The organism is Rhodococcus sp. 14-2496-1d, assembly GCF_002259365.1.
GTDB lineage: Bacteria > Actinomycetota > Actinomycetes > Mycobacteriales > Mycobacteriaceae > Rhodococcoides.
In genome coordinates, this window is the sequence record NZ_NPFV01000018.1 from 195,056 (window position 1) to 210,687 (window position 15,632).

14 protein-coding genes are annotated in these 15,632 nt (G+C 64.3%); 9 read left to right on the top strand and 5 right to left on the bottom strand.

Going from position 1 to position 15,632, the window contains the following annotated elements:
- The first annotated feature begins 2 nt into the window (after window positions 1–2).
- The gene (locus tag CH296_RS14470) at window positions 3–1,442 is read left to right on the top strand and encodes an amino acid permease (protein ID WP_094659467.1); all 1,440 of its coding nucleotides are present in this window, start codon (window positions 3–5) and stop codon (window positions 1,440–1,442) included.
- Entirely contained in the window at window positions 1,435–2,355 is a 921-nt protein-coding gene (locus CH296_RS14475; RefSeq protein WP_256980453.1) for an asparaginase, read from the top strand. The genes CH296_RS14470 and CH296_RS14475 overlap by 8 nt, the downstream gene beginning before the upstream one ends.
- 54 nt (window positions 2,356–2,409) lie before the next feature.
- Here CH296_RS14475 and CH296_RS14480 read toward each other — a convergent pair whose 3' ends face one another.
- A complete protein-coding gene (locus tag CH296_RS14480) occupies window positions 2,410–3,216 on the bottom strand; it encodes an MOSC domain-containing protein (RefSeq protein WP_032393802.1) in 807 nt (268 codons plus the stop codon).
- Between the two features lie 21 nt (window positions 3,217–3,237).
- Between CH296_RS14480 and CH296_RS14485 the strand changes: the two genes are divergently transcribed.
- Complete coding sequence (locus tag CH296_RS14485; RefSeq protein ID WP_094685076.1) at window positions 3,238–3,810, top strand: isochorismatase family protein; 573 nt, start codon at window positions 3,238–3,240, stop codon at window positions 3,808–3,810.
- Here the strand turns inward: CH296_RS14485 and CH296_RS14490 are convergent.
- Window positions 3,807–4,409, bottom strand: coding sequence for a hypothetical protein (locus CH296_RS14490; protein WP_094685215.1), 603 nt, complete (start codon window positions 4,407–4,409; stop codon window positions 3,807–3,809). The two genes, CH296_RS14485 and CH296_RS14490, sit on opposite strands and share 4 nt — an antisense overlap.
- Window positions 4,410–4,469: 60 nt before the next feature.
- On the opposite strand from CH296_RS14490, the gene CH296_RS14495 reads away from it, so the two are divergent.
- Together CH296_RS14495 and CH296_RS28950 are read left to right on the top strand one after the other, a co-directional pair.
- Window positions 4,470–5,876: a glucose-6-phosphate dehydrogenase (NADP(+)) gene (locus CH296_RS14495; RefSeq protein WP_094685216.1), complete on the top strand. Its 1,407-nt coding sequence runs from the start codon at window positions 4,470–4,472 to the stop codon at window positions 5,874–5,876.
- A gap of 157 nt (window positions 5,877–6,033) precedes the next feature.
- Window positions 6,034–6,189 carry a hypothetical protein gene (locus tag CH296_RS28950; RefSeq protein WP_155290781.1) on the top strand — a complete coding sequence of 52 codons (156 nt, stop codon included), beginning with the start codon at window positions 6,034–6,036 and terminating at the stop codon, window positions 6,187–6,189.
- A gap of 57 nt (window positions 6,190–6,246) precedes the next feature.
- Here CH296_RS28950 and CH296_RS14500 read toward each other — a convergent pair whose 3' ends face one another.
- The gene (locus CH296_RS14500; protein WP_094685077.1) at window positions 6,247–6,450 is read right to left on the bottom strand and encodes a PspC domain-containing protein; all 204 of its coding nucleotides are present in this window, start codon (window positions 6,448–6,450) and stop codon (window positions 6,247–6,249) included.
- Between the two features lie 298 nt (window positions 6,451–6,748).
- On the opposite strand from CH296_RS14500, the gene ppk2 reads away from it, so the two are divergent.
- The 3 genes from ppk2 (at window position 6,749) to CH296_RS14515 (ending at window position 10,692) form a co-directional block, all read left to right on the top strand.
- On the top strand, window positions 6,749–7,693 hold the full coding sequence (gene ppk2, locus CH296_RS14505) for a polyphosphate kinase 2 (RefSeq protein ID WP_032393805.1): 945 nt from the start codon (window positions 6,749–6,751) through the stop codon (window positions 7,691–7,693).
- A gap of 972 nt (window positions 7,694–8,665) precedes the next feature.
- Window positions 8,666–9,499, top strand: a complete 834-nt coding sequence (locus CH296_RS14510; protein ID WP_032393806.1) for an alpha/beta fold hydrolase — start codon at window positions 8,666–8,668, stop codon at window positions 9,497–9,499.
- A gap of 122 nt (window positions 9,500–9,621) precedes the next feature.
- Window positions 9,622–10,692 (top strand): alpha/beta hydrolase family protein, encoded by a 1,071-nt coding sequence (locus tag CH296_RS14515; protein ID WP_256980456.1) that lies wholly within the window; start codon window positions 9,622–9,624, stop codon window positions 10,690–10,692.
- 3 nt (window positions 10,693–10,695) lie between these two features.
- Here the strand turns inward: CH296_RS14515 and CH296_RS14520 are convergent, their stop codons facing one another.
- Entirely contained in the window at window positions 10,696–12,729 is a 2,034-nt protein-coding gene (locus tag CH296_RS14520) for a prolyl oligopeptidase family protein (protein ID WP_032393808.1), read from the bottom strand.
- Window positions 12,730–12,844: 115 nt separating this feature from the next.
- Here CH296_RS14520 and lpdA point away from each other — a divergent pair, with 115 nt between their 5' ends.
- Window positions 12,845–14,260 carry a dihydrolipoyl dehydrogenase gene (lpdA, locus tag CH296_RS14525; protein WP_032393809.1) on the top strand — a complete coding sequence of 472 codons (1,416 nt, stop codon included), beginning with the start codon at window positions 12,845–12,847 and terminating at the stop codon, window positions 14,258–14,260.
- A gap of 77 nt (window positions 14,261–14,337) precedes the next feature.
- On the opposite strand, the gene CH296_RS14530 is transcribed toward lpdA, so the two are convergent.
- Window positions 14,338–15,387 (bottom strand): M48 family metallopeptidase, encoded by a 1,050-nt coding sequence (locus CH296_RS14530; protein ID WP_094685079.1) that lies wholly within the window; start codon window positions 15,385–15,387, stop codon window positions 14,338–14,340.
- Between the last annotated feature and the right edge of the window lie 245 nt (window positions 15,388–15,632).

Genomic DNA, 15,632 nt, shown 5'->3' on the forward strand with positions numbered 1-15,632 from the left:
CGATGAGTACAGAGAACCGGAGTGTCGACACCGCCAAGGCCTTCAGTGAAGAAGACCTGGGCTACCGAAAAGAGCTGGCCCCTCGCCAGATCCAGATGATCGCCATCGGCGGCGCGATCGGCACCGGACTGTTCATGGGCGCGGGCGGGCGACTGCGCGACGCCGGACCTGCCCTGGTTCTGGTGTACGCGCTGTGCGGATTCTTCGCCTTCCTGATTCTGCGCGCACTGGGTGAGCTGGTGATGCACCGCCCGTCGTCGGGATCCTTCGTCTCGTATTCGCGCGAATTCTTCGGCGAGAAAGTCGCTTTCGCGGCCGGCTGGCTGTACTGGATGAACTGGGCGATGACAGCGGTGGTCGACGTGACGGCCGTGGCGCTCTACATGAACTTCTTCAAGAAGTACTGGGCTCCACTCGGCAACGTCGATCAATGGGTCTTCGCGCTCGCAGGCCTGGTGCTCGTGCTCGGGCTGAACCTGGTGTCGGTCAAGGTGTTCGGTGAGCTGGAGTTCTGGTTCGCGCTCATCAAGGTCGTCGCACTGGTGACTTTCTTGGCCATCGGCACCTATTACGTCATCTTCGGCACTCCCATCGACGGACAAGAGCCGGGTCTGAGCGTGCTCACCGACAACGGCGGGCTGATTCCCAACGGACTGCTGCCTGCCATCGTGGTGATCCAGGGAGTGGTGTTCGCCTACGCCTCGATCGAGCTGGTCGGCACTGCGGCCGGTGAGACGCAGAATCCCGAGAAGGTGATACCGAAGGCGATCAACACCGTCATCATCCGTATCGTCGTGTTCTACGTCGGCTCGGTGCTGCTGCTGTCACTGCTGTTGCCGTACACCGCCTATCGGGCCGGTGAGAGTCCGTTCGTGACGTTCTTCGGAGCGATCGACGTCGACGGCGCGGACGCGATCATGAACCTCGTCGTCCTCACCGCAGCGTTGTCCTCCCTCAATGCTGGGCTGTACTCGACCGGACGCATCCTGCATTCGATGGCGGTCGCCGGCTCGGCCCCCTCGTTCGCCGCGCGGATGAACAAGTCGGGTGTGCCGTACGGCGGCATCGCACTGACGTCGGTGGTGACGCTGCTCGGCGTCGTGCTCAACGCCGTGGTTCCGGCGCAGGCATTCGAGATCGTGCTGAACCTTGCCGCTCTGGGCATCATCAGCGCCTGGGCCGTCATCGTGGCGTGTCAGTTGAAGTTCTGGTCGCTGTCGAGAACCGGTGCGGTCACCCGACCTGCGTTCAAGCTCTTCGGTGCCCCGTACACCGGATACGCAACGCTAGGCTTCCTGGCGTGTGTACTCGTGCTGATGGCCTTCGACAAACCGGTCGGTACCTGGACGGTGGCGTCGATCCTGCTCATCGCGCCGATGCTCGTCGGAGGATGGTTTCTGTGCCGCAAGCGAATTCGAGAGGTGGCGGCGCGCAGTGACTGAGGAGTGGAGCCTGCAGGAACGACCGGAGAGCGCCGAGCATGTCGCCTTGTTGACCACAGGCGGCACGATTGCCAGCAGTCGCGACGAGCACGGTGTCTCTCGTCCGGTCGCCGGCATCGGGGTCGATGTCGACGGTGTTCGGGTGCACGAGGTGATGTCGAAGGACAGCTCGGCGTTGGACTTCGCCGATCTCGACACCATTCGCACTGCGGTCGCGGACGCGCTGGCCGAGGACGGATGCGCCGGAGTGGTGGTGTTGCACGGCACCGACACCATGGAGGAGTCGGCGCTCTACGTCGATCTGTTCCACGACGACGAACGTCCGGTGGTGTTCACCGGTGCACAGCGCACGGCCGATCATCCAGATCCGGACGGCCCGAGCAACATCGCCGCGGCGGTGGCGGCCGCGCAGTCCGAGCCCGGTGTTCTGATCGCGTTCGGCGGTCGTTTGCTGCCGGCGCGCGGCGCGATCAAGAAGCACACCACCGAACTCGATGCCTTTCGGTCGGCGGCCCTGCCTCGGCCGAAACCCCTGCAGTGGAAGCCCATTGCCGGGATTCGCGTCGACATCGTCGCCCTCTATCCCGGGGCCGACGGACTGCAGATCGACGCGTGCCGCGAGGCCGGGGCGTCGGGCATCGTGCTCGAGGCGACGGGTTCGGGCAACACCAACGCCCGCGTCGTGCATGCGGTGAAGGAGGCAGTGGCCGCCGGGGTGCACGTGGTGGTCACGACGCGGGTTCCGTTCGGCGAGACCTCGCCGACGTACGGCGGCGGTGGGGGTGGCCACGATCTCCTCGATGCGGGTGCGGTGTTCTCCCGCGAACTGCGGGCGGGGCAGGCGCGGATCCAGTTGGCGGCGCTGATTGCCACCGGAGCGAGTGACGTGGTTGTCCACAATTCCTTCGCGTGAGCGGAAACCCGCCCGCGGAACCGAAAAGTGGACACTCAGCGCACCACAGCCGAGCTACAGCTCCGACTCGCCCCAACTCGCGACGTGTAGTTCGTCCCCGACGGTCACCGTGCCGTCCTGCACCACCGAGAACTTCGACCCGAAGGCGACGCCCTTCTGCCGACCGCGGCGGTAGTCGCCGAGCGTGCGCAGCGGTTCCGGACCGGTGCGCACACCGGTGGACTGCTCGACCGTGGTGACGGCGCAGCGGATGGCGAGTTTGGTGTAGGCCAATCGCGCCCCGCCGATGGTCACCTCCCGCACCTCGTCTTCCCGGTGCGGGGAGTCCCAGCCGTCGACGACGATGTTGGGGCGGAAGCGATCCATCGGCAGCGGGACGTCGAGGCGGGAATTGAGCCCGGCCAAGGTGGCGGTCGAGAGGATGTGCACCGCAGAGCTGTCGGCGAATTGTGCTGATCCTGGCCGGATTCCGTCGGTGACGCGGTCGAGGTCGCGCGGTGCGGCGACGAGGCGTGACGGTTCTCCGATGACGTCGGTGAGCCAGTCGGCGACGTCGTCGCCCTGATCGATCCCGCGCATCGGGCTGCGGAACATCGTGATGTCTCGCGCTTCGGAATCGCGGTCCACCGACACGGTCACCGAGCCGGAGGTGTCGTGCTCGAGCGTCAACGTTCCGTCGCCCACCGAACAGCGGACGACCGCGAGCACGGGGTCGGTGCGTTGACTGCGGAATGCGCCGTCCGCATCGACGATCATGAACGATCGATCGTGTTCGAGGCCGGTGGCACTCACCTGGGCCGCATCGAGCACGGCACCGGCACATCCTTTGACGGGGTAGGTCACCAGAGACGACACGCGCACCCGTCGAGGATACTGGGATCCATGACTCGTGCTCTGTTGGTAGTGGATGTGCAGAACGACTTCACCGAGGGCGGCGCGCTTGCGGTGACCGGCGGCGCGGAAGTTGCGCGCAGGATCAGCGCGTACCTCGCGCGCCACGGTGACGAGTACGACCTCGTGGTGTCCTCGCGAGATTGGCACGACGCCGAGGGCGACAACGGCGGGCACTTCGCCACCGACGCCGCCCCGGACTTCGTCACCACGTGGCCGGTGCACTGCGTCGCGGGCACCGTCGGAGCCGAGTATCACCCCGATTACGCGACCGGTTCGGTGGACGTCCACGTCTACAAGGGGCAGGGCAAACCGTCGTACTCGGCGTTCGAGGGTGTCACCGACGACGGGACATCCCTCGCCGAGATACTCACCGCCAACGAGGTCACCGGCATCGACGTCGTCGGGCTTGCGACCGACTACTGCGTTCTGGCTTCGGCGAAAGACGCTGTGGCCGAGAAGCTGGACGTCCGTGTTCTCACCGACCTCGTCGCGGGAGTTGCGCCGGAGTCGTCGGCCGCTGCCCTCGACGATCTGCGGGCGTCCGGCGCCGTGGTGGTCTAACTGTCGATCGTCGTGGTGATGGATGTGACCGACGGTGCCGCCGGGGTGCTGCCGAATCCGAAGGTCACCGGGGGAGTGACCGGGGTCAGTGAACCGAGGTCCTCGCCCTGCCACGAGGCCTGCACGTCGGTGACGCGGTGTTGGTGCCTGGCACCGTAGTACTCACGTCGGCCCCCGCCCGCGCTGCCGCGGGTGCGGACTCCGCGCAGTATCACTCGGGCGATGGGATCGCTGATCGCGCAGAACCACGGTGCTGTCGACACCACGTCGGGGACGAGGCTCAGCGCGCGGCCGAGCACGGTGGGTCCGGCAACGCGGATTCTCACGGACAGGTCACCCGCTGTCACCGACCGCCAACCATCCTGCTGAGCGGTGAATGTCACCGGTACGAGTTCGGTGGCGTCGAAGGTGTATGTGGCGGTGACGAATTCCCGAACGTCCTCGTCGGGCGCGACGAGCAGGCGTCTGCCGTCCGCGAATTGGATCATGACGTCGGTGAATTCGCCCAGCGGCGATCGCGTCCAATGCCCGACGACGATGCGCATGCCGGACGTTGTGCCTACCCCGTAGATCTCACCGTGAAACCGTGATCTGGTCATCATGCACTCTCACTCGTCGGCACTGTGCGCGCCCAAACTGTGCGGTGCATAGTGGAGGTCATGGCGTCCTCGCAACCCACTGTATTCGTCCTTTTCGGCGCAACCGGAGACCTCGCGAAGCGAATGGTCCTGCCGTCGTTCTACCAACTCCATCTCGAAGGCCTGCTCCCGGAGAAATGGGTCCTGATCGGCAACGGCCGCAAGGACACCTCCGACGACGAGTTCCGCGATCACGTACGCAGCGTTCTCGACGAATTCGCCGAGAACGTGGCCGAGGACGATTGGACGACGTTCTCCGAGCGAATCCGCTTCGCGGGCAACGGCTTCACCGTCGACGATCCCGGTAAGTTGCCCGAGGTCGTCGCCGACGCGAAGAAGGACGTCGGCGACGACGCCCAGCTGGTGCACTACATCGCTCTGCCGCCGAGCACCTTCGTCGACTACACGAAGGCCTTGGGAGCACACGATCTGGCCGACGGCTCCCGGGTGGTCTACGAAAAGCCCTTCGGTACCTCGCAGAGCAACTTCGAGGAACTCGACAAGGCCGTGCACGAGGTGGTCGAGGAAAACCAGGTCTATCGCATCGATCACTTCCTCGGCAAGGAGGCGACGCAGAACCTCCATGTGCTGCGGTTCGCGAACGGCATGATCAGCGGAATCTGGAACTCCGAACACGTCGCGCAGGTACAGATCGACGTCCCCGAGACGCTCGACATCGACGACCGCGCCGAGTTCTACGACGCCACCGGTGCCGTGTTGGACATGCTCGTCACCCATCTGTTCCAGGTTGCCGCGGAGGTCGCGATGGAGCCGCCCGCATCGCTGAAGGCCGAGGATCTGCAATCGGCGCGTGAGACCGTGATCGGGCAGTTCCGGCCGCTGGACACCGGCGAGGTGGTACTCGGTCAGTACGACGGCTACCGCGATGTCGAGGGCGTCGCCGACGATTCGAAAGTCGACACGTTCGTCGTGGCGAAGTTGTGGGTCGACACCGACCGGTGGCGCGGAGTCCCGTTTCTGCTCCGCACCGGAAAGATGTTGGGCGTGAGCCAGCAGCGCGTGTCGTTGGTGTTCGGTAAACCGGCCGACAGTCCGCTCACCGAACTGCCCGAGGACGGCACTGTGCTCTCGTTCGACCTCTCGGGTGACGGCAGCATCGACATCGCCATGACGGTCAAGGAACCGGGCCCGGATTTCGATCTGTCGGTGGGGCATCTGGCGCTGCCGCTGAAGTCGGTGCCCGACGCCGAGCCGCTGAGCCCGTACGCGCGCTTGATCCTCGATGTGCTCAGTGGAGACCGTTCGTTGTTCACCAGGCCGGACGGTCTGGCGCACGTCTGGGACGTCGCCGCCCCGTTGCTGAGCAACCCGCCCGAGGTGAAGAGCTACGCGCCCGGTTCGATGGGACCCGCCGAGGCCGACGAGCTGGCCGGACCGTGCGGCTGGTTGATCACCGGACAGGAGTAGTTCGCGCGCAACCGTGCGGAAGTTTTTTCCGGCAACAAACGGGGAGCGGGACTTTTTCGGGCAAACGTCGGATCGGACAGATCGGGCGCGTTATATTTCTGCCGCCCGGTCCAATCTTCAACCAGGCCTCGTCGTTTCTCCGAAAGGTGCTCACTCCATGCTTCTCGATCTCATCACCGGTCTGCTCGGCGGCGGCACCGAAGGCGGCGGCCTCGGCGGAATCATCACCGACGGCATCGCTGCAGGCATCTCCGACGCGATCACCGAGCTCTTCACCGGAAGCGCCGAAGGACTCTCCAGCGTCGCCGAGTAGTCGGTTGCGGGGCCCCGGACCTGTTGTCGAGGTCCGGGGCTTCGTCGCGTTCGGGCTTCATCGGAGCGGCATCAACATCAACGCCGCGAGGTAGATCAGCACGACGGTGCCGCCGGTCAGGACTGCGCCGACAACGGTCGCGAGTCGGACGATGTTGACGTCCCAGCCGAAATATTCGGCAACTCCGCCGCATACACCTCCCATCATCTTCTGCGAACTCGACCTGGTGAACTCTCTGGGGGAACCGCTCTCGAATGTCATGCTGAAAAGTCTGCATCAGCAACACCTTTCGGCGCATCGGGGATTTCACCCATATCGACCCCGACAAACGAACGGTCCGAAATCGGCGCTCGAACAAGATCGTCGACTTTTCCGGGCAGACCCCTGGACCTACCGCTGTGACGGCCGATACGGTCGCACGAGATCGGCGAGTTCACGAGCAGGCGCTACCCGGTCCGTCCCCCTTGCGGACCGGGTAGTGCCTGCGGTGAAACCGGATGCATCGGGTGTTCACCGAACCGACATGGATCGGTCACCGATGAGCACTAACTTTCGGCCCATGACCGACAACGATCTCCGCAACGGCACGGCTGCGCGTACCAACCTGAGCGACCTGCTCGACATCACGACAGCCGTGGATCTTGCCGACACGTCGGGCTTCACCGTCGACGACTCCGATGACGACGATCCGGTACTGCTGACCGTCCCCGACGGCCACGTCGTCGACACCTGGCGCGAGAACTACCCGTACGACGAGCGTATGACGCGTGCCGAGTACGAACTGGAGAAGCGTCTTCTGCAGATCGAACTCCTCAAGTTGCAGATGTGGACCAAGGAGACCGGGCGACGGCACGTCATCATCTTCGAGGGCCGAGATGCCGCCGGTAAGGGCGGCACGATCAAGCGATTCATGGAACACCTCAACCCGCGCGGTGCCAGCGTGGTCGCGCTGGAGAAGCCGTCGGCTCGTGAGTCGACCGAGTGGTACTTTCAGCGCTACATCGCACATCTGCCCGCGGCCGGGGAGATCGTCATGTTCGACAGGTCCTGGTACAACCGGGCGGGCGTCGAGCGGGTCATGGGGTTCTGCACCGACGAGCAGCACGCTCAGTTCGTTCGGCAGGCACCGCTGTTCGAGCAGATGCTCGTCGACGAGGGCATCAGCTTGACCAAGTTCTGGTTCTCGGTGTCGCAGCACGAGCAGCGCACCCGCTTCGCCATCCGGCAGGTCGACCCGGTGCGGCAATGGAAGCTCTCGCCCATGGACCTTGCCTCGCTGGACAAGTGGGATGCCTACACCGCGGCGAAGGAGGAGAACTTCCGTGCCACCGACACCGATGTCGCGCCGTGGACGGTCGTCAAGAGCAACGACAAGAAGCGGGCTCGCATCAACGCCATGCGCTTCGTGCTCAACAAATTCGACTACGCGAACAAGGATTCCGAAATAGTCGGTGAAACAGACCCTCTGCTCGTGGGGCGCGCGAAAGACGTGATCGGCGAGTAGTTTTGCCGCGTAATATGGTGCAATCTCCGGTAAGTCGTTGCGGTAGTGGATCTTCGATGTCTCGAGTTGGTACCGGGCTATGCACCGTCATCGTCGGTGCGGTAGGAACGAACGAGGTCGTATTGCCTACGGCTGTCCTTGCACACGAGTAACAGGAGTTCTCATGGGTTCAGCAGCGCAGTTCATCTCCGACATCGCCACCGGCGTCTACGACGGCATCGTCGACGCGATCGTCGATCAGATCGTCGGCGTGCTGACGTCGGGTAGCGCGGCGTAGTTCGTCCGTGTCGACCGTGGCCGTGACCGTTCGTCGGGGGCGGCCACGGTCGGTACCGTCACCGTTTTGTGACACCGCACCAAGATTTTCGACTTTTACTGTTGTTTCCGTGTACAAACCGAGACCGACTGCGGTACAAATCTTCTTGCAGAGATCATCGCGTGACATCCGTCACAGGCGATCTGCACACCCCCCTCGAAGAAGGAGTATTTCGCATGTCCGCTGAACTCGGTGACCTCCTCGCAATTTTCCTCCAGCTCTTCTCGGGAATCAGCTCCTCCTCGGACTGACCGACCGCCGCGCCGTTGGGCCTGCGGCCCAACGGCTGCACGGATCTCTACGTCCGATGAACTCGTGACGGTTCGCGATGCTGTCCAGGCATCGAATCCCCCTCTCTCGAAGGAGTTTTCATGGAGTTGCTCGCAATCCTGCTGCAGTTGCTCGCTCTCGGTAGCTCGGAAGGTAGCGGCTCGGCCGTCGAAATCCCCGGCCTGCCCTCCTGACTCATGACTTCCTGATTCACGGCTTCGAGCCGGGTCCGCATCGTCGGGCCCGGCTCTCGTCGTTCGACGTGCATTCGTTGCAGATGTCATTCGTTCGACCGAAAAGATCTGCACCACTCGATGATTGGCCGGCGATCCGGTGAACACGAGCCCTGGGGGGAGGCATGGTTGCACCCGTCATAGGGTGAGCCGATGCAGACGGTTCCGATTCAGATGCCCGACGGTTCGACCGTGCCGGTGTCACTGTTCCCCGGTGAGGGCCGTGACGATGCGCCCGTGATCGTCGTTCTTCCCGGCCTCGGCATTCCCGGTGGCTACTACCGGCTGTTCGCCGAGGCTCTCGTCGCGCGCGGTTTCCATGCTGCGATCGGCGACCTCCGGGGTCAGGGGGACAGCGTGCCGAAGCCGAGTTCGGCGAGTCGCTACGGCTACCAGGAACTGGTTTCGGTCGACTTCCCGGCGATATTCGAGGTGGTTCGCGAGCAGTTCCCGGAAGCGACGCCGTTCCTGCTCGGCCACAGCATGGGCGGCCAGCTCGGTGCGATGTACGCCGCCCGCATCAGGGGCAGGCTCGGTGGACTGATCCTGGTGGCGTCGGGTTCGCCCTACCACCGCGGATTCGGCACCACCCGCGGCGTCCCGCTGTACGTGGGTGCCGCAGCGATGGCGATCACCAGCAGCATCGCCGGGTTCTGGCCGGGAGATCGGATCGGTATCGGCGGGTTCGGCCGTCAGTCGAGGGTTCTGATCGACGACTGGTCCCGGTTCGCGCGGACCGGGACGATCGAACCGGCGGGAGCGGACATGGACTACGAGGAACGGATGGGCCGTCTGACGCTTCCGGTGCTCGCAGTCACCATCGAAGGCGACGACCTCGCACCCCGTGGCTCGATGGACAACCTCGTACGCAAGCTTGCCCGTGCCGAAGTGACCTCGGTGCACGTCGACGAGCCACTCGGACACAACGGGTGGATCCGTAGCCCCACGGCGGTCGCTGACCTCGTGGCGGAGTGGATGCATCGCTGACGGGTTCGGATCCGAACTGGGTAATCCACAGGTTTTCGTACGTTTGCACATGCTTCTGGTTCGTTTTGGTGTACAAAGTCTTTGAACCAACAATTGTGTGAACGACGATAGCGAGCACGACTATGAGCGGCCTGGGGGATTCTGTTCGTCGAATCGGTGGTGAGGAGCAGTTTCTCCGATCGAGGGCGCTACGCAGAGTGGTCGTCGTATGCGTGGTGGCCTGCGCCGCGGCGGTGGCGCACCCGCTCGCCTCCGCGACCCCGGCCGAGGAGATGTCCGGTCCGACGGAGTCGTACGTGGTGCGCACCGAGGTGACCGACGACGTCGCCATGACGGCATTCGTTCACTCGGCCGCGATGGACCGGACGATCCCACTGAAGATTCTGCGATCTCCCGATCGGACGGCTCCGAGCCCCACGCTGTACCTGCTCAACGGCGCGGGCGGCGGACTCGACGGAATGGACTGGTACACCCAGACCGATGTCGTGTCGTTCTTCGCCGACAAGAACGTCAATGTGGTGACCCCGGTCGGAGGGGCCTACTCCTACTACACCGACTGGCAGCAGGACGATCCGAGGCTCGGGCGCAACAAGTGGGAAACCTTCCTGACCGCCGAACTCCCACCGCTCGTCGACGATCTGCTCGATACCAACGGCCGCAACGCAATTGCCGGTATCTCGATGGCCGCGACCTCGGTCCTGAACCTGGCCGCTCACCACCAGGGGCTCTACCGTGCCGTCGGTTCCTACAGCGGATGCGCGTCGACCACCGACGCGTTGGGCCGGGCTTACGTCAAGACGGTCGTGTCCATGGCGCTCGGCGCGAACGTCACGAACATGTGGGGGCCGGACGATCATCAGGACTGGGTACGCAACGATGCGGTGATCAATGCCGAAAAGTTGCGTGGCACAGCGCTGTACATCTCGAACGGCAGCGGGCTGGCGGGAGCATCGGACACCCTCGACGGTACGAACCCCAACGGAACCGGCTTCGTGTTGCTCAACCAGATGGTCGTGGGCGGTGCCATCGAGGTGGCGACCGGAGACTGCACTCGCAGGTTGAAGACGGCCCTCGAGCAGCTCGACATCCCGGCCCACTTCGAGTTGCGTGACCGCGGCACCCACTCGTGGGGTTACTGGCAGAACGATCTGCACGATTCCTGGCCGATGTTCGAGGACGCTCTCGCTGCCTGACCGTCAGCTACGAGCGAGGTGTCGCCACAGAAACTCGTAGGTCAACGCGGTCTTGAACGCCAACTGCGCGTTGTCCGACGCCCCGCCGTGCCCACCTTCGATGTTCTCGTAGTAGCTGACGTCGTGGCCGAGTTCGGCCAATCGAGCCGCCATCTTGCGTGCATGTCCGGGATGGACGCGATCGTCGCGGGTCGACGTGGCGATCAGAATCGGCGGATACCGACGTTCGGATGCGGCGACGACGTTCTGGTAGGGGGAGTACTGCGAGATGAACTCCCACTCGTCCGCGTCGTCGGGGTTGCCGTACTCGGCCACCCAGGACGCCCCCGCGAGCAACAGGTGGTACCGCTTCATGTCCAGCAGCGGGACCTGACATACCAACGCGCCGAACAGTTCCGGGTACTTAGTCACCATGATGCCCATCAACAGACCGCCGTTGCTCCCGCCTTGCGCGGCCAACTGCTCGGTGGTGGTGATGCCGCGGGTGACGAGGTCGCGCGCGACGGCGGCGAAGTCCTCGTGCACCAGATGGCGTCCGGCGCGCAGGACCTGGGTGTGCCAGGACGGCCCGTACTCTCCGCCGCCGCGGATGTTCGCGACGACGTAGGTGCCGCCACGTTCGAGCCACGCCCGTCCGGTCGCACCGCTGTAGCCGGGCGTCATCGAGATCTCGAAGCCGCCGTAACCGTAGAGCAGTGTCGGTCCGGGACCGGAATCGGCGCGTCGGACGACGAAGTAGGGGATGTCGGTACCGTCGTCGGACCGTGCGAAGAACTGTTCCACCGTCAGGCCGTCGGCGTCGAAGAACGCCGGAGCCTGCTTGAGAACTTCGAGTTCACCGCCCACGGTGCCCACCAGTAATGTCGCCGGAGTGAGATAGCCGGACGAGGAGAGGAAGAACTCGTCACCGTTCTCCTCGGCGTCGGTTCCGATGATCTCGGTGGAGGTCAGATCCGACAACCCGTCGATCGTGCCGGTTGCCCACTCCTTCTCGCCGGGGGTGAGGACGTGCAACTGCGTCCGTACGTCCTGCAAGGTCACCAGCAGCAGGTGATTCTCGGTCCAGGCGTACTGGTGCAGGGAGGTGTGCGCATCGGGAGCGAAGAGAACGGTGAGAGCGATCGTGCCGGAGACGAACTCGTCGAAATCCGCAGCGAGCAGTGCGCCGGCCGGATAGGTTTCGTCGCCCACCGTCCACGGCGTCATCGTGCGAACCAGCAACCAGTTCTCGTGCACCGAGGTCGACGCGTCGGTGGGCGTCGGGATCCGGGTCAACGTGGACCCGTCGAGCACGTAGGTCTCGGAGTTGTAGAAGTCGGTGGCGCGCTGGACGAAGTCGCGTTCGAAGCCGGGGGTGCGATCGTGCCAGGCGGAGATCGAGATGTCCTGTGCCGCACCCTCGTACACGGTCTCGGCCTCGTCGACCGAGGTACCGCGATGCCACCGCTTCGTGATGCGCGGATAGCCCGACTCGGTGAGCGAGCCCGGTCCGAAATCCGTTCCGACGAAGACGGTGTCAGCGTCGATCCACCCGATGTCCGTCTTTGCCTCGGGTAGGGCGAATCCGCCGTTCTCCGGGGCGCGGAAGGTGCGGGAGTCGAGATCGAACTCGCGGACCACCGTTGCATCGGCGCCGCCGCGAGAGAGCGTCACCAGAGCCAGCCGTTGATCGGGGCGCAGCACCTGAGCGCCACCCCACACCCAGTTCTCGTCCTCGCTCGCGGCCAGCGCATCGAGATCGAGCAGCACGTCCCACGCCGGATTCTCGGTTCGGTACTCGTCCATCGTGGTTCGACGCCACAGGCCGCGGACGTGTTCGGCGTCGCGCCAGAAGTTGTACAGAAATCGTCCGCGCCGACGGGCGTACGGAATGCGCGCGTCGGTGTCGAGAATTTCTCGGATGCTCGCCTCGGTGGCCTCGAACGCCGTCCCGCTCAGCGCCTCGACCGTCACCTCGTTCTTCTCGCGCACCCACGCGAGCGCAGCGTCGCCGGTGACGTCTTCGAGCCAGAGGTACGGGTCGTCCGAGATTGCCATTCCACAGTTCTAGCAGCACTCGGGCCGTCGGGGTGGTCGGCGCTCGCGTGGCTACCGGCTGGTAACGAAGACCAGGTCGAGACAGCGTCGGACGGCACGACTACGCTGGGGACTCGTGACCTCACACTATGACGTCGTTGTCCTCGGAGCCGGTCCCGGTGGGTACGTCGCTGCTATCCGCGCGGCACAACTCGGACTCAGCACTGCCATCATCGAGAAGAAGTACTGGGGCGGTGTGTGCCTGAATGTCGGCTGCATCCCCTCGAAGGCCCTTCTCCGTAACGCCGAGCTGGCGCACCTCTTCACCAAAGAGGCCAAGCTGTTCGGCATCTCGGGTGAAGCCTCCTTCGACTTCGGCGCAGCCTTCGATCGGAGCCGCAAGGTTGCCGACGGCCGCGTCAAGGGCATCCACTTCCTGATGAAGAAGAACAAGATCCCCGAGTACGACGGCAAGGGCACGTTCACCGATGCCAACACCATCGAGGTCGAGCTGACAAAGGGTGGTACCGAGACGATCACGTTCGACAACGCGATCATCGCGACGGGCAGCACCACCAAGCTGCTTCCCGGCACGGAACTGAGCGAGAACGTCGTCACGTACGAAGAGCAGATCATGACGAAGGATCTGCCGGGTTCGATCCTCATCGTCGGTGCCGGCGCGATCGGCATGGAGTTCGGCTACGTCCTCAAGAACTACGGAGTCGACGTCACCATCGTCGAGTTCCTCGATCGCGCGCTCCCCAACGAGGACAAGGACGTCTCGAAGGAAATCGAGAAGCAGTACAAGAAGCTCGGCGTCAAGGTCATCACCGGCGCAGGCGTGCAGAGCATCGACGACGACGGCTCCAAGGTCACCGTCGCGATCAAGCACAACAAGTCCGGTGAGAGCGAGACCTTCACCGTCGACAAGGTGATGCAGTCCGTCGGCTTCGCGCCTCGCGTCGAAGGATTCGGCCTGGAGAAGACCGGCGTCGAGCTCACCGATCGCGGTGCCATCGGCATCACGAACACGATGCAGACCAACGTGCCGCACATCTACGCCATCGGCGACGTCACCGCCAAGCTGCAGCTCGCTCACGTGGCCGAGGCCCAGGCCGTCGTGGCTGCCGAAACCATCGGCGGCGCAGAGACATTGCCGATCGACGACTACCGCATGATGCCGCGTGCGACGTTCTGCCAGCCGCAGGTCGCCAGCTTCGGTCTCACCGAGGACCAGGCCCGCGAGGAGGCTCAGGCCCGCGGGTCCGACATCAAGGTCGCGAACTTCCCGTTCGCCGCCAACGGCAAGGCACACGGACTGGGCGACGCCACCGGCTTCGTCAAGCTCATCGCCGACACCGAGCACGGCGAACTGCTCGGCGGTCACCTCATCGGACCGGACGTTTCCGAGCTGCTGCCCGAGCTGACCCTCGCCCAGAAATGGGATCTCACGGTCAACGAACTGGCACGCAACGTGCACACGCACCCGACGCTGTCGGAGGCACTGCAGGAGGCCATCCACGGCCTCGCGGGGCACATGATCAACTTCTGATCCCAGCCGAACGACGACGAGGGCGGCGACCACTTCGGTGGTCGCCGCCCTCGTCGTTCTTGGGTCCTGCTCCGGCGCTACGACTTTCGCCAGTGATCGAAGCGTCCCTTGATATCCGACGCCACGTCGCCGATTCCGTTGCCGACGGCGTCGACGGCTCCGGTGAAGCCACTTCCGATGTCTCGCACCGTCTTGATCAGCGGGTCCTCGGAGGTGTCGAAGTTGTTCTTGTACGTGCGCGCTGCGTTACGGAACTCCTCCGAGACCTTGGCCTCGTGGTCGGTGGACCTGCGTGGGTAGTCGCCGCGAAGTACGGCCGCGTACTCGCCGTCGTCGACCCACTTCTTCAACTCTGCGGCGCGGAGCACCGAGAACGGGTGCGAGAGGAGTTCGAGATTGAGCAGCTTGAGTACGCCGTCGCGCAGATCTCCGCTGGCCTCGTACTCGGCGGCCTGAGCGAGGAAGGCATCGACGTCGATTTCGCTGATGCGTGCGCCGCCGGCCAGCTTCAATTGCACGCGGATCGCGGTGTGCACGTCCTGTCCGCACAGCAAACCTGCTCTGTCACCGGATAGTTCGGACTTTCGCTGCCATTCCATCAATCCTGCGATGACCGCGCGTAGGGCCCAGCCGCCCACCGGAACCCAGCCGACCGTGCCGGCGAGCCGCATCAGATGCATGAGCACGGTGCGATACACCGCGTGCCCGGACAGTGCGTGGCCCAGCTCGTGACCGACAACGAAACGCTGCTCCTCGTAGGTCATGATGTCGAGCATGCCCGTGGTCAGCACGATGAACGGGCGGTCCATTCCGATGGTGAACGCGTTGACCATCGGTGACTGCACGACGAACAACTCGGGTGTCTCCTCGGCACCGAGAATGTTCACGCAGTCGGTGCGCAGGTCGTTCAGGTCCTTGAACTGGCGCTCGTCGACGCGTACCGCTGTGGCGAGGTACATCAGGCGATGCTGCCGTTCGCGTAGCAGCCCGGACAGCGTGCGCAGAACGGTGTCGAAACCTTTGAGGGTGCGCAGGGTGACCAGCGCAGCTCGATCCGACGGGTGTTCCCACGTGCGAGAGGAGATGTCGGGGAATTCGATGCGGGTGCGATTCGGAGCGCTTGTCAATCTTTTCTCCCAGCGTCGATGAGAATCCAAAGTATCAGTAAAGCGGGGCGAGCGGTCCGTACTGGAGGCGCGCGATGACCGTGCGACGCTGCGCGCACCCGAGCGCTCGGTCGCAACGGAACCTCAGGCAGCCCGGCCGAAGTCTGTGATTTCTCATAGGTCGGTAAGTGAGGAAAACGTCACTTGGTCGACTGTCGGCTGGTACTTTTCGTTTTCGGCGCGGGGGAGTCGCCATGAACACGAGT

Coding starts and splice junctions, on each gene's coding strand:
- CH296_RS14495 (WP_094685216.1), top strand. CDS start 4,470: ATGGCGTCCTCGCAACCCACTGTATTCGTCCTTTTCGGCGCAACCGGA.
- CH296_RS14520 (WP_032393808.1), bottom strand. CDS start 12,729: ATGGCAATCTCGGACGACCCGTACCTCTGGCTCGAAGACGTCACCGGC.
- ppk2 (WP_032393805.1), top strand. CDS start 6,749: ATGACCGACAACGATCTCCGCAACGGCACGGCTGCGCGTACCAACCTG.
- CH296_RS28950 (WP_155290781.1), top strand. CDS start 6,034: ATGCTTCTCGATCTCATCACCGGTCTGCTCGGCGGCGGCACCGAAGGC.
- CH296_RS14515 (WP_256980456.1), top strand. CDS start 9,622: ATGAGCGGCCTGGGGGATTCTGTTCGTCGAATCGGTGGTGAGGAGCAG.
- CH296_RS14470 (WP_094659467.1), top strand. CDS start 3: ATGAGTACAGAGAACCGGAGTGTCGACACCGCCAAGGCCTTCAGTGAA.
- CH296_RS14510 (WP_032393806.1), top strand. CDS start 8,666: ATGCAGACGGTTCCGATTCAGATGCCCGACGGTTCGACCGTGCCGGTG.
- CH296_RS14500 (WP_094685077.1), bottom strand. CDS start 6,450: ATGACATTCGAGAGCGGTTCCCCCAGAGAGTTCACCAGGTCGAGTTCG.
- CH296_RS14490 (WP_094685215.1), bottom strand. CDS start 4,409: ATGACCAGATCACGGTTTCACGGTGAGATCTACGGGGTAGGCACAACG.
- CH296_RS14485 (WP_094685076.1), top strand. CDS start 3,238: ATGACTCGTGCTCTGTTGGTAGTGGATGTGCAGAACGACTTCACCGAG.